The 13,677-nt window shown below is 66.3% G+C and carries 10 protein-coding genes; 5 read left to right on the top strand and 5 right to left on the bottom strand.

The genetic code is table 11. The features are described from left to right. From IN07_RS14520 to IN07_RS14500, 5 genes are all read right to left on the bottom strand, one after another. Positions 1-942: hypothetical protein (locus tag IN07_RS14520; protein WP_036336756.1), on the bottom strand; the 942-nt coding region annotated here is incomplete at its 3' end. 15 nt (positions 943-957) lie between these two features. Next, positions 958-1,722, bottom strand: coding sequence for an ATP-binding protein (locus tag IN07_RS14515; protein ID WP_036336754.1), 765 nt, complete (start codon positions 1,720-1,722; stop codon positions 958-960). Then, a complete protein-coding gene (locus IN07_RS14510; protein ID WP_081975423.1) occupies positions 1,719-3,551 on the bottom strand; it encodes a DDE-type integrase/transposase/recombinase in 1,833 nt (610 codons plus the stop codon). The genes IN07_RS14515 and IN07_RS14510 overlap by 4 nt, the downstream gene beginning before the upstream one ends. Then, complete coding sequence (locus IN07_RS14505; RefSeq protein WP_036336750.1) at positions 3,548-4,162, bottom strand: hypothetical protein; 615 nt, start codon at positions 4,160-4,162, stop codon at positions 3,548-3,550. Before IN07_RS14505 ends, IN07_RS14510 begins: the two co-directional genes overlap by 4 nt. Positions 4,163-4,521: 359 nt before the next feature. Next, entirely contained in the window at positions 4,522-5,274 is a 753-nt protein-coding gene (locus IN07_RS14500; RefSeq protein WP_036336749.1) for a hypothetical protein, read from the bottom strand. 132 nt (positions 5,275-5,406) lie between these two features. Between IN07_RS14500 and IN07_RS14495 the strand changes: the two genes are divergently transcribed. The 5 genes from IN07_RS14495 (at position 5,407) to IN07_RS14475 (ending at position 13,517) form a co-directional block, all read left to right on the top strand. Next, complete coding sequence (locus IN07_RS14495) at positions 5,407-6,090, top strand: hypothetical protein (RefSeq protein ID WP_036336748.1); 684 nt, start codon at positions 5,407-5,409, stop codon at positions 6,088-6,090. A 423-nt stretch (positions 6,091-6,513) separates the two neighbouring features. Further along, positions 6,514-8,160, top strand: coding sequence for a site-specific DNA-methyltransferase (locus IN07_RS14490; RefSeq protein WP_052091286.1), 1,647 nt, complete (start codon positions 6,514-6,516; stop codon positions 8,158-8,160). A gap of 11 nt (positions 8,161-8,171) precedes the next feature. Next, positions 8,172-10,673, top strand: coding sequence for a DEAD/DEAH box helicase (locus tag IN07_RS14485; RefSeq protein WP_036336746.1), 2,502 nt, complete (start codon positions 8,172-8,174; stop codon positions 10,671-10,673). Positions 10,674-10,719: 46 nt separating this feature from the next. Next, positions 10,720-12,087 carry a hypothetical protein gene (locus IN07_RS14480; protein ID WP_036336744.1) on the top strand — a complete coding sequence of 456 codons (1,368 nt, stop codon included), beginning with the start codon at positions 10,720-10,722 and terminating at the stop codon, positions 12,085-12,087. A 107-nt stretch (positions 12,088-12,194) separates the two neighbouring features. Beyond that, positions 12,195-13,517: an SIR2 family protein gene (locus IN07_RS14475; RefSeq protein ID WP_081975420.1), complete on the top strand. Its 1,323-nt coding sequence runs from the start codon at positions 12,195-12,197 to the stop codon at positions 13,515-13,517. Positions 13,518-13,677 lie beyond the last annotated feature (160 nt).

The raw sequence follows: 13,677 nt of genomic DNA, 5'->3' as shown, positions 1-13,677 counted from the left end.
CCACACTGGCCGCTCAGGCAGCCTGACCCAACCTGTCACCGATCCGTGCAGCAGTCCCATCTGGTCCTTGCTGAGGTTGGCGTCGTAGAGGACGGCAGCGGCCGAGCGCCAGCAGGTGCGGTAGGCGCGCAGGGACCGGACCTCGGCGGGGGTCATGCGGCGGTGTTCGGCGGCGGCGACGCCGTGCAGCAGCGTGTCGATGTGGACCTTGAGCAGCAGGCCCCGGGTGAAGAGGGCGGCCTGAGCCGCCCGTGCGATCGTCAGCGCTTCCCCCGGCGTGCGATGGCGCGCGATCAGCATGGTTAGGGCTTCTGAAGCCTTCTCTGCCGAGGTCGGCGGGGCGTCGGCGATGGCCGTGAAGGTGTCGCGGTAGAGCCCGTCGACGAGCGTGAACTGCTCGGGCCGGAGGACGTCGCGCACGCGGGAGCGGAAGGCGTAGAACTCGGCGCGGGGCAGGTACTGCGGATAGTCGCCTTTGGTGTCCGATGGCACGACTCGCGGAGGTCGGGCGTGTTCGGTGAGTAGCGCATCCAGGGTGGCCGGGTCGGCGATGGTGCCGCCGCGGGCGCTGACCCAGTCAGCCAGGTGCCCGCCTCCGGTGTCGTCACAGGAGAGCACGAAGTCGGCTCCGACTGCGGCGCAGAGGTGGGCCAGGTTGTCCAAGGTGTCGGTGCTGACGATGTTGTCCGCGTGCCGGAGCAGTACGAGACGCGCGTCGTAGGCGGTGAGCCACGCCCTGGCGTATTCGAGGTCTTCGCCGTGACGGCGACCGGACCCGTAGAGGTCATGATTGACACCGAGGCTGGCGAGCAGGTCTTGTCCGATGGCCCAGGCGTGCCGGGTCGGCCGTGCGGTGAACGTGACAACGCCGGTGGTGGGGTCGGTCGGGGGCAGCAGGGTGCGGCTGGGCTGACCGGCCGGAAGCGGAATCAGAAATGACATGAAGATTGGCCCTTCTCAGGAGTTGTTTTCGGCCAGGCGTCGCGGCAACTTCCGCCGGATCTGGGCAAAGTCGTCGGCAGTGACGGCGCCAGTGACGTCGAAGCGGTTGAGCCACCGGACGGTCTGGACCCAGCGGCGCAGGAAACCGGCGCAGGCGGCCTCGTTGTGCTGGGCGAGCAGACGCACATTGGTTGCTGCTAGGCGCGCGTCGAGGCGCTGAACCGCGTCGATGAGTTCGGTACCGCGCAGGGGACCGAAGGTGACTTCGCCCATGATCCGGCTGTGCAACTGGGGATGCTTTCCAGCCGCTTCTAGGACGCCAGTGCCCACGATGCCGAGCCCGAAGGCGTGGTCGCTCTCCTCGTAGAGCCACACCAGTTCCTGCAAAGCGTTCGCCTTGGTGTTCTGCAACTCGTCCACGATGAGCACACCGCCCCATGCCGCAAAGAGGCGGAGGAGGTCGTCCTGCATCTGGACACGGGTACCGACGTGCTGGGCGCCGGTGAGCGCCAGGTGCGTGTAGCGGAGCAGGTCTAGCGGGCGGGGCTGGCCGGGCATCGTGACGACAACACAGGGCCGGTTGGCGTTCTGGGCGACGTACCGGGCGCAGGTGGTCTTGCCGGTGCCGGGTGGGCCGTCGAAGGCGACGATGTCGTTCCCGCTGAGGACCGCCTGCGCGGTCACGTACCCGTCGGCGAAGAACGGTGTCTGCACAAGTTCTGTCTCCAGGCCGAGCGCTACGGTCTGATGCCGAAGCACGCCTTGGGGGGCGATGGTCACTGGTGCTCCTCTTCGTCATGGGTGGGGGCCTCACTGGCGCGGCTGCTGTCGACCGGGCAAGCGGAAGCGTCGGTCGAGCGCCGCGTCCCTGGTTCCGTGGGCTCCTGGGGCTGCAGTGCGCTGCCGTACTTCGCCGCCAGCCGTGCGGTCGCCTGCCGCGCCGCATCGTCTTCCGCCGGGGGAGGCGTCGCCGGAACCCGTGGCGCGGGTGGCCTTCCGGTGCCCTTGCGGGGTGACCCCGCCTGTGTCTTCTTCGGTTCCGATGAGTCGTTGGAGTCGGTCGTGTCCGCGGGGGTATCGGGCTCTGCCTCCGTCGACTGGGAGTCGTGGCGGTTCACGACCGCAGCGCGGTCCTCGCTGCCGTCGTAGGAGGTGTCTTCGTCGCCGTAGGTCACTCCTGCCTGGCTGCCTGCGGCGATCTGGCGGCGGAAGTGGATGACACCCTTCTCGATGGCCTGGAACTCTCGTTCCGTTTCGGCGCGTTCGGCCAAGAACGGAGCAACCTGCTCCCGGGTCATCAAGTCGGCCCGCGTTGCCTGGCAAATCCACTCATTGTCGAGGTCGAAGACCTCGATGAAGTCGCGATTGGTCGGCAGGTAGCGGATGCGGTACCGGTGTCCATACTTCAGGCCCGTGCCGAAGTAGGAGTTGCCGTCGAAGTTGAGGCCGTTCTTCGTCCACATGTACGTGAGGTCACCGCTTGTCATCAGGGACGTGCGGTACTCGACAAGGTCGAGGTGACGCAGTTCGGTCGGGTCGGCGGCGAATGCGTCGAGTCGGGTCCGGCCGTGCTTCTTCATCCGGATAGTCGTGTTGATCTCGTTGACGGTGTCCTGCAAGAGGTCGCAGAAGACCGACCAGCCGAGGACGTCCTCCGGCTTGATGTCCTTGGGTAACCTGGCGGCGTGCCGGGAGGCCCCGGTGCGGATCTTCCCGGCCTTGGTGGCGCCAGGAGCACGGTTCGCGAGCCGCTTGTTGAGCAGCCCGAGGGCACGCTCGGCGATCCCGTTCTGCCAGGAGGAGTAGGCGGCGGTCGGTGCCAGAATCCAGCCGAGCCGCTCAACGCCTTCTCGCATGCTCGGGCCGAAGTGCTGGGCGGCGTTGTCGCAGACGACCTGTTCGGGTTGGCCGCCGACGGTGACTCCGAGGTAGTCGCGTTCGGTGCCGAACTCGACCAGCGCGGCGCCGACCATGTCGCCGTTGACGGGGGTCTTCCACGGCACCGCGTGCAGCAGGCTGCTGTAGCCGTCCACAACGACGGTGACCTGCGGCTTGATCGGAGACCGGTGCTTGTGGGACGGCCACACCCACAAGTCCATGATCGTGTGGTCCAGATGCCAGGTGTGATTGCGGTGCGGCGCAGTCCAGGACAGGTAGGCCCGGTTGTTGACTAGACCCGGGTATCCGTCGAGCGCGGCGGCGAGCAGGGTCGGGTTCGTGCGCTCCCGCATGGCGCGAGCGAACGTCTCGTACGAGCAGGTGACCAGGCCCGCCTCCTCCAGCAGGCCGTGGGCGGACTGCATGTCCTGCTCCTGCGCGACCACGGTCAGGTGCTCGACGGTCGGCTCGAACCGCTTCCGCTCGGGCTTGGGGCTGCCATCGGCGAGCCGGGAGTCCTTGAGCCACGTGTAGACGGCCCGCGGAGACACACCCCACTTCGCTGCGACGGCCTTCACGTGGGCGCCGAGCGGTCGACCCTCCGCGGTCAGGCGGCGCAGTTGCGCGACTGCTGCCTGCCTGTCCGACCAACTGGGCCGACGCCGCGTTGCCCGAGCCGACGAGGTGTCGCGCTGCGTCCGTGCGGCGTCCACACGCCGGGAGCCGGTCATGCTGCAGCCTTCGGGGCGAACGCCCCCGGCGTCAGAGGCGAGGCGTGCAACGACTCCACCAACCCCTGCGGACTGACGTGGATGCAGGACCTCAGGTGGCTCAGCGTGATCACACGGACCCCGGCGAACCGGTCGCCGTACGCGGCGATGCCCGCGTCGAGATAGCGGTGAACCTGAGTCCAGGTGTCCTCGTCGAGCGTCGCCTGCACGTGCCGCCAGGTTTTGATCTCGTCGAAGAAGACACCCTTGTCTGGGTCCTCCCAGGCAAGATCCACGCGGCCAGTCCCGGCCGCCACCTCCGCACCGAGGAAGACCGCCGGGGTACGCGGCACGAAGTGGGTCAGGTACTGCGTGGCCATGCCGGTCACCCGGATCCGGGCCCTGTCCAACCGGCCGAGGGACCGATCCTTGACCGTCGCGCCGACCGTCTCGGCGATCAGCACGCGAAGGGCGCGGCCATCAATGGTCTGCGCGGTTGAGGCCAGCCGTCCGGCGATCGTGTGGGTCAGGACGCCGATCTTGCTGTCCCAGGCCCGGCTGTCGTGGGTCTGGGTCGGCTTGTCGCTGTAGATGGGGACGGGCAGTCCGGCGCGGGCGTAGAGCGCCTGCATGGTCAGCCGCGGAACTGGGACGGCGGGGGATTCTGGGATGTTGCTATGGGGGGTCATGGGCGCTCCGCTCAAATAGACGGTTGGGCGCCCCTGACCTGACTGATCAGGCGAATAGGGAGGCGTCAGGGCAGGGGTATGAGCCCGCCCATGCGAATGCGAAACCAGCGCAGGAATCCTGTGGATCGCATCGCCGTGCCTCCTTTCCGTCTCAATATCGGCCTCGAACTGTGGCGCACGGTAGGAGTTCAGTGCAGCCTCTGCAATGTTCCGGCGGACAGACGTCCCCCGGAAGAGGTAGCCCCCCGGCACCGCTTCGTAGCCGCGACCGGAGTTCAGCGGACTGCTGATGTTCGCCATCATTAGGCGTCGTCTCCGGCGCCAACGGGGACCAGTGCTTTGTTCGGCGACGCCGCGGTCGGGCGCGGCGCCTGAAGCGTCTGGAGCCGGACCAGCCCGCAGCACCACGGGTCGAAATCGTGCCCGCTGTGCTCGTCGTTTGCGTCGCCTGTCCTGGCCTGCCGGTAAGAGGCGTCCAGACGGTAGCCACCGGCGGCCTGCTTGCTGAACGTGTGCTCGAACTGGCTGTACGAGCGGAGTTCCTCCAGTGCGTGCTCGAACCAGTCGTCGAATGTCTCCGGATCGGCGTGAAGGTCGGGTCCACCCAGCAGCACACCGATCGCCGCCTCATGCACCGGGTGCAGCCGTGAATCCGGGCTGCGACGGACGACGCGAATCTCTTCTTCCCACCGCAGCGCGGCCAACTCGTCGTCGGTCAGGACCGAGGAATCCGGAATGCTGATCGTCAGCAGTTCCGTGTCCTCCCCGACGAAGTCCAGCAACTCCCAGACCGATCCGTCCTCCGGCGGGTAAGACATCGCGGGGTTGCTGACCACGGCGTTGATGACCACGCCCAGGTGAATGTCCACCAGCGTGAACAGCCAATAGCGCGCGAGGTGGCTGCCGTGACCGACCAGCATCTCGGTGCGTGCCAGTTCGAACGTGAAAGGCATTCCGTCGCGGAACATGAAGTGCTTGACCATCTGTGACTCCTGCGTATTGGTGAAGTCAGCGGGACTGCCGACGACCAACAGGAAATCGCCCGGCTCAGACATGTAACGGCGAAAGTGCCATCGAGTGCCACGGGGACCGTCCGGAACCACCCGTGGCCGATGGCACTTGATGGCACTCGACCACCCGAGCGCGGGCTCGGGCGGAAACCAGCGACCAACGAATCCGCAGGCCCAGTGGCCATTTTGGGGGAGAAGGGGCTGTGGACCGTCCAACAACTGGCCGAAGTGGCACTCGACGGCACTTGCATGGCGCTCGACCGGCCGGACGGAAACGATGAAGGGACCCGCACGGTGACGATCACGGAAGCCGGAGTGTCACTGGGCCAGTCCACCCCCGAGGATTCGCGACCTCCGGCAGGCGATCTCATTCAGTCAATGGAGGAGATCGGACGCGCTACCGCCATCGCGCGGAAAGCCGCCGACGGAACCCGCTGGTGCCGATGCTGTGACACCACGGCCGCCGCGGGGAAAACGTCCGCCTACTGCCCCTCTCACCGCGCGGAGCGCAACCCTTACCTCAAGCGGCTCCGTCGCCAGGCCGAGCGCGAAGCCGCCGAGGCAGCCCGCGCGGCGGCACCGGCCACCGTGGTCGCCCCGACCGGCATGGTCCTGGTGCCCCGAGAGGTGCTACGGCAGATCGGGGTCCGAGCCGCCGCGATGGCTACTCACATCGCCCGGGCCTCCCGCCACTACAACGCCCTCCAGCAGGAGGGCCGCGATGTCATCTGGCTGGACAACCTCATGTGGAGCGCCAAGGAACTGGACGCCGCGATCGCCAGCGACATCCTCAACGGGGACCTTCTCCCACGCCACGTTGCGAGGCCCCAGCCAACGAGGCAGCAGCCCCGCACCGCCTGATCGTGGCGCCGGACCAGCGCGAGTTGTCGGCGACCCGGACTACCGTCCGGCCCGTCGAGCCGACGACGTCGGCTCGACGGTGGGTCCTAGGGTGATGACAGCGCCCTCGGCCCCATGCGGGGGCTCGGACCGGATGACCGACGGCCCGAGCCTTCGAGCCAGCCACGTCGGTGGCTCGACCCGCCGCGCTCCGGCTCCACCGGTCGGGGCCGGAGCGCGGCGCGGCTGTACGGCACCGCGACGCGGCGGGCGAGAATCGGTCCCCAGCGAACCTGGCCGCGAACTGTCGTAGTAGGACAGCATCATCAGGGACAGGAGCGGCCCGCGTCGGCCGATACCCCTCTACAGGACGCCGGTGGAGGCGCCTGGTCTTCGAAGGGACGGCGGAACAGTGCAGCAGGCCACGGCGGACGCGAGGCGTTCGTGAGCACCATCCGCAACCAGCGTCTCAAGGGCCAACTCGAACTGACCTGGACCAACAAGGATCAGCGGCTGCTCTCGCACGGCGAGGACACCTACGAGTGGACGACACCGGATGACTACAGGGTCAGCGAGGTCCGGCTGCTGCACGATGTCGCCGCGGTCGGCGAGACCCACAAGGACGCTGAGCGCGCGAGGGACAACCTGCTCATCCGCGGGGACGCTCTGCACGCGCTGACCTGCCTGAAGGAGTTGCCGGAGTTCGCGGCTGAATACCGCGGCAAGGTGCGACTGGCATACATCGACCCGCCGTTCAACACCGGGCAGATGTTCGAGCACTACAACGACGCCGTCGAGCACAGCGTCTGGCTGACCCAGATGCGGGACCGGCTCACGCAGATCCAGGAACTGCTCGCTGACAATGGCAGCCTTTGGCTGCATCTCGACGACTCCGAGATGGCCTATTGCCGCGTCATCCTGGATGAGGTCTTCGGCCGCCAGAACTACGTCGGAACGGTCGTGTGGGAGACCGACGCAGGTCGCCGCAACGACACCGACATCAGCACCGTGCAGGACTACATCCTCGTCGTCGCCAAGGACAAGAGCATCTGGCGCAAGCAGCGGAACCTTCTGCCACGCACGGCAGAGCAGGAGAAGCGCTACCGCAACCCCGACAACGACCCCCGAGGACCGTGGCTGCAAGGGGCGGACAGTACGGCTCGCTCCGGGTCCGAGGCACTGCTCTACGAGGTCACACTGCCGTCTGGCCGGACGGTCGTGCCGCCGAAGGGCGTCTTCTGGCGGTACTCGCGGGAGAACTTCGATCGGGCGCTGGCTGAGGACCGGGTGTACTTCGGCAAGGACGGCAACGGAATGCCGATCGTGAAGCGATACCTGTCCGAGGTGCAGGGCGGGGTCGTTCCCCGCTCGCTGTGGCTTGCCTCCGAAGTCGGCAGCAACATGACCGCGAAGCGCGACCACCTGCGCAAGATGTTTCCCGACCTGCCCGCGTTCGCCACGCCTAAGCCCGAGGGCCTGCTGGAGCGCGTCATCCACATCGCCACCGACCCCGGTGACATCGTCCTCGACTGCTTCGCCGGATCAGGCACGACTGCTGCCGTGGCCCACAAGATGGGCAGGCGCTGGGTGACTTCCGAGTTGAGTCCCACGAACCTGACCAACTACACCCGTCCGCGCTTGGAGAAGGTCGTCAACAACGAAGATCCCCGGGGCATCACCGCATCGATCGGGTGGCAGGGCGGCGGCGGCTTCCGCGTCATGGAGGTCGGCGCGTCCATGTTCGAGACCGACGAGGACGGCGGCATCTTGCTCGCGGAATGGGCTACCAACGGTGCCTTCGCTGAGGCTGTCTGCGCCCAGTTGGGCTACGAGCGCCTCGGCCCAGAGAGTCGCCCGTTCAGCGGACGAAAGGGCCGCATGCGGCTGGCGGTCGTCGACGGGGTCGCCGGAGACACCGAGGTCGATTTCCTCGTCTCCCACCTCGCCGAAGGTGAGCGCCTCACGCTGGTAGCCAAGGCCGCGACCGAAGACGCCCAGGATCGGCTCAGGACCCTGTCCCCGGGCAGCCGCCTGCGCACCGCGCCCCGCGACCTGCTCCGCGTGCGCTCACACGGGAAGACCACCCGATGACCCTCATCCCCATGGACACCGACCTCATCGAGGAGGTCGCGGCCCGCCTTCAGTTGCGCGCCCCCAACAAGGCCGCCCTCGAAGCCGTCGCCCGGCGCCTGGATGAAGCCGACGAGCCGCTTGACGGCGTCTGCGACCTGGCCACCGGCGTCGGCAAGACCTACATCGCAGCAGCCCTCGTGGACTACCTGTACGAGTCCGGGGTCCGGAACATCCTGATCGTGACCCCGGGGTCGACTGTGTTCGGGAAGACGGTCAACAACTTCACCCCCGGTCACACGAAGTACGTGAACGGGCTGGAGTCGAACCCGCTCGTGATCACGAGTGAGGACTTCGATCGCGGCGCGGTCGCACACGCTCTGGCTGACGACACCCGACTCAAGGTTTTCGTCTTCAACGTGCAGCAGTTGATCAAGCCCACCCAGAACACCTCCCGCAAGGTCCGGGAGCACGACGAGAACCTCGGCGGAAGCCTCTACGAGCACCTCCAGCAGGTGTCCGACCTCGTGGTGATCGCCGACGAGCACCACGTCTACTTCGGGAAGAACGCCAAGGCGTTCACGTCTGCAGTCAAGGACCTCAAGCCGCTCGCGCTCATCGGGCTCACGGCCACCCCGTCGGAGAACACCACCGACGACCAGATCATCTACAACTACCCGCTCGCCGCGGCCATCGCCGACGGGTTCGTCAAGATCCCGGTCCTCGTCGCCCGCAAAGACGGTCAGGTCACGCTGCGCCGTCAGTTGGCCGACGGCCTGCTCCTGCTGGACCGCAAGCGGGAGGCTCTCGTCGCGTACTGCGCCAAGCAGGACTGCAACCCGGTCAACCCGGTCATGTTCGTCGTCTGCGAGAGCATCGACGACGCCAACGAGGTCGCCTCCGAACTGCGCGGCCCGGACATGCTCGGCTCCGACGAGGCCGTCCTCGTCGTCACCAGCGAGTCCCCCGACGAGTCCCTCGCCGCGCTCGACAAGGTCGAGGATCCGGCCAGCCCGGTCCGGGCCATCGTTAGCGTGCAGATGCTCAAGGAAGGCTGGGACGTCAAGAACATCTACGTCATCTGCGCCCTCCGCGCGCTGGAGTCCCAGGCGCTGTCCGAGCAAATCCTCGGCCGCGGCCTGCGCCTGCCGTTCGGCTCTCGCACCGGCGTCCCAATGCTCGACAGCGTCGAGGTCCTTTCCCACCGGCGATTCCACGACCTCCTCGCCAACGCCCGCGCGCTGCTGGAAGCGACGTTCAAGGAACGCGCCGAGAAGGTCGTCGCCGAAACCGCCACCGGCCAGGTCAGCGGCACCGCCACCGCCACAGGCGGTGAAGACCTCGTCCTGCCGAGCGACGGCGAAGCCGCCGATCAGGTGACCCGTGTGGACGGGATCGTCGGCACCGGCCAGTTGACCATCGAAGGCGTCGGCACCGCCGGCGCCAGCGCCGCCGACAGTGAGGGAAGCGTCGGGCTCGTCTTCCAGGAGTTCGAGGACCGCGCCCGAGAGGCCGAGGCCGCCGTCCTGCTCCTCCAGCAGGACATGAGCCCGCGCTCCGACGCCCCCCGGATCCTCTTCCCGCGCCTGGACAAGCAGATCCAGCCCCAGCCGTTCACCCTCTCCGACGTCGCCGATGACGACGCCCGCCTCCGTGGGCTGAACTACCGATCGGAGATCGCCAGCCCGCTCGACCGGGTCGGGCTCGTCGCCGAGCGACGCGGTGAAGCAATCGACGTGACGCCGCGCAAGCAGGCCGAAGACATCGCCGCCAGCCAGGAGATGCTGCCGGTCATCGACCTCATCACCGAGATGACCGGCAAGGTCCTGAACAGCGGCCTCGTCATCCCAGAGATGAAGGAGAAGAACGCCGTCCGGCGCCTCATCCGGGCCTTCCTCGCGGGGGCTGGAGTTGAAGACCCCGAGACGGCCGAGTGGTCACAGCGCCGAGTCCAGGTCGCGACCGACGCGTTCCTCCACCTAGTCCGGGAGAAGCACAAGAACCGGCCCAGCGGCATCGTCGAGAAGATTGAGCCGATCGGCTACCCGCCTAGCACCCTGCCCTCGGTCACGGAGACCCTCGACCGGTACACCGTCCAGAACGCGGCCACCTTCGTCCCCGGCAAGCCCTACACCGGCTGGACCAAGAGCATCCTTCCCGCCGCCGCCTTCGACGCCTACAGCACCGAGTACCGGCTCGCCGACCTCCTCGACTCCGCCCCCGAAATCACCTGGTGGGTCCGCGTCCTCCCCAACTACGGCGCCTACCTCAACTACGGCGCCAACCAGCGCTACATCCCGGACCTCATCGCCATCGACACCACCGGCGTCCACTGGCTCATCGAAGGCAAGGCTGACGTCCGCGCCAACGACAAGGACGTCCTCGCGAAGAAGGAAGCAGCCGAGCGCTGGGTCCGGCACGTCAACGACAGCGGCGAAGTTGAAGCCGAATGGCGCTACCTGTTCGCCACCGAGACCAACGTCAAGCACGCCGCCGGATCGTGGGTGGGGCTTAAGCAGGTGACCGGCTCATGACGGCATGGCACGCAGGCACACGTGACGTGGGTATGGGAAGCGGGGCATGAACGGCGAGTTGGTCTTCACGGTCACCGGAGCGTCGGCCGTAGCGGCAACCCCGATCAGCCTCGCTGACGCCGGGCTGAAGGAGCGACAGCACCTTCAGGAGTGGGTGATCGCGCACCCGCAGGTGCTCGGACCCTCAGTGAAAATCGTCGCGTTCGAGTTCGGCAGTTGGACCGGCTACACGGGGGAGAAAGAGAAGGACCGCCTCGACGTCCTCGCCCTGGACAGTGACGGTCACCTGATCGTCGTCGAACTCAAGCGCGATAAGGCCCCCGACACCGTCGAGATGCAGGCGCTGAAGTACGCCGCGCTCGTGTCCCGATTCACTCGCGTCGACCTCGACAAGGTCCACGCCCGCTACTTGTCCAAGCAGACGGGCACCGACGTCAGCGTGGAGCAGGCAGCCGAAGAACTCGACGCCTGGGCGACCATCACGGAGGAGTCCCTACGTCAGCCAACGGTCATCCTGATGGCCTCGGACTTTCCGCAGACGGTCACCGCCACCGTGGTCTTCCTACACCAGCAACTCGGCCTCGACATCAAACTGCTCGTCTTCCAGGCTTACCAGACCGCTAACGACGTGCTAATCACTGTCTCCCAGCACTACCCTCCGCCGGGCATCGAGGAGTTCGTGCTATCCCCGGAGGTCAACGAGGCGCAAAAGGCGAAGAGCACCAAGCAGAGCAAGCAGCGCGAAATCTCGACGGTCGCCAGACTCATCGAGGCGGACGTGCTCAGCCCAGGGGAGCACCTGAAGTTCCAAGCACCCTCGGCCGACCTGCACGCCCAGATGGACGAATGGTTGGACGCCGCGCCCGGACGCCGCGTCGCCACCTGGCAGGACGACGTCTCTGCTCCACTCGTTTGGGAAGCCGACGGCAAGTCGTACTCACCGACCGGCCTCGCCCGACTCATCCTGGAGGAGGCGGCTGGCAGGACATCGCAGGTACAGGGCCCGCTCTACTGGATCAACGAGGCGGGCCAGAGCCTGGTCGAACTGGCCGCCTCGCTACCACCGGCGGCCGAAGTTCCGCTAGCAGTGCACACCGGCAAACTCAGCGAGGCACTCACATCGGTGTGGGAGTCATTCGACGAGGCGTTGATGGGCCTCGCGGCGGACATCACGCGGCAGTCGCGCGTCAAGTCGATCAAGTATTACCGCAAGAAAAAACTATGCGATTTACTCGTTCACGGAGACCACATCAGCGTCTACATCCGAGGAATGAACGTCGCCCACCACCCGGTGGGCGCCGGAGGCGTGGTCGGCGGCACCTCTAGGTACATCCATACGCAGATGAAGTCCCCGGACGACATCCCCCCGGTCCTAGCATTTTTGCAACAGGTCTATGACAAGCAGGGGGAATGACCCCGTGCAGTCAGGAGGCGACGCGCCCGCATCCTTGGGTATCCGGCCACCGAAGGTAAGCCCGCCCGCCTCCCCACAGGTGGCCTCCGCCGTCCTAGGGTCAGGGCATGCCAGACGGAAACGCGGAACCGTTGCCAGGTCTGCGACTGGGCAAGGAGATCCTTCGTGGAGGCCCACCATTTGAGCCGCTGACGCCCACTGAGCAGCGCAAGATCGAGTCATGGTTCGCGGCGCTGCTTCAGATTGAGCACGTGACCCTGCTCGTAGGTAACGGTCTCAGCATGGCCGTTGGCGCTGTCTTGAACGCATGGCCCCCGACAATGAAGCAGTCCCTGGACGCCGGGGAAGCGACCCAGAGCATCAAGGCGCATGCGGCCAGGTCGGCAAAAATCGCTGGACGCGATCCAAACCTGGAAGACGAGATCCGCTCTGCGCTGTCCCTCATTCAAGGCTATGAGGTACTCGGCGAAGAGGCGAAGGCTCACGAGGTGCAAGACGCTGTGGACGCCGCCATGACAAAGTTCATCGGTCAGGTGCTGACGTTCGAGCGTGCCGTCCGAGATGGTCACCGGGCCCAATCACCGGAAGCGCGAGAGGTTGCGAACCTGCTCCAGCGGTTCCTTCTCCCCTTCAGCGCCCGAGCCGCCGGACGCGACCGGCTCAACCTGTTTACCACCAACTACGACCGGCTGCTGGAGTTCGCTGCGGATCTGCTGGGCGTGCGGCTCATCGACCGCTTTGTCGGAACGCTTGAGCCAACTTTCTCAGCGTCCAGGCTCGACCTCGACATGCATTACTCACCGCCTGGCATTCGGGGTGAGCCCAGACTTCTGGAAGGTGTCGTCCGGTACGGCAAGGTTCACGGGTCTGTGGACTGGCGAACGGCGAATCGGCTGATCACGAAGGCACCTCTTGGCTTCGGGGCAGATAGCGCCGATCCTTCGTTTCCGACCAAACCGAGTGAGACGGCAGTCATATATCCGAACCCCGCCAAGGACGTCGAGACGCTCGCCTACCCCTACGCGGAGTTGTTCCGAGACCTCGCTGCCTCCATCTGTCGGCCCAACGCCGTCCTGTTCACTTACGGGTACGGCTTCGGCGACAGTCACATCAACCGGGTCATTACCGACATGCTTACGATTCCCTCGACGCACCTCGTCGTGATCTCCCGCGATCCGCTCTCAGGCTTGGAAACCTTCAAGCAGGGTTACTACCCTCCAGATCAGACAACTGAGTTGATCGGTCCGGATGTAGGAGCGCTCGACAAGATCGTAGGGTTCATCCCTTCTATCGCATCGCTTGAGTTCCTCGAAGCGCAAGCGTTGTATGCCGAGCGGGGTTCGCGCATCCGTCAGGCCACCGCTGACTACGGCACGGACAGCGCCGCTGCCACGGGCGCCACCGTCCTGCCCCCTCCGGTTCTGCCATGACGATCTGATGACCAAGCCCGTTACCTTCGCGGCCTCCCAGTCGATCGGCACGGTCGAGTCGGTTTCGCCCAGCGAGATCGTGGTTCGGCTCCACCATGACGCGCCTCAGAGGGTGTTGGGTATTTGATCGGCTACTTGTCGGAGTCGAGGTCTTCGGCCA

The organism is Modestobacter caceresii, assembly GCF_000761485.1.
Taxonomy (GTDB): domain Bacteria; phylum Actinomycetota; class Actinomycetes; order Mycobacteriales; family Geodermatophilaceae; genus Modestobacter; species Modestobacter caceresii.
This window is presented reverse-complemented; position numbering and strand designations above follow the sequence as displayed.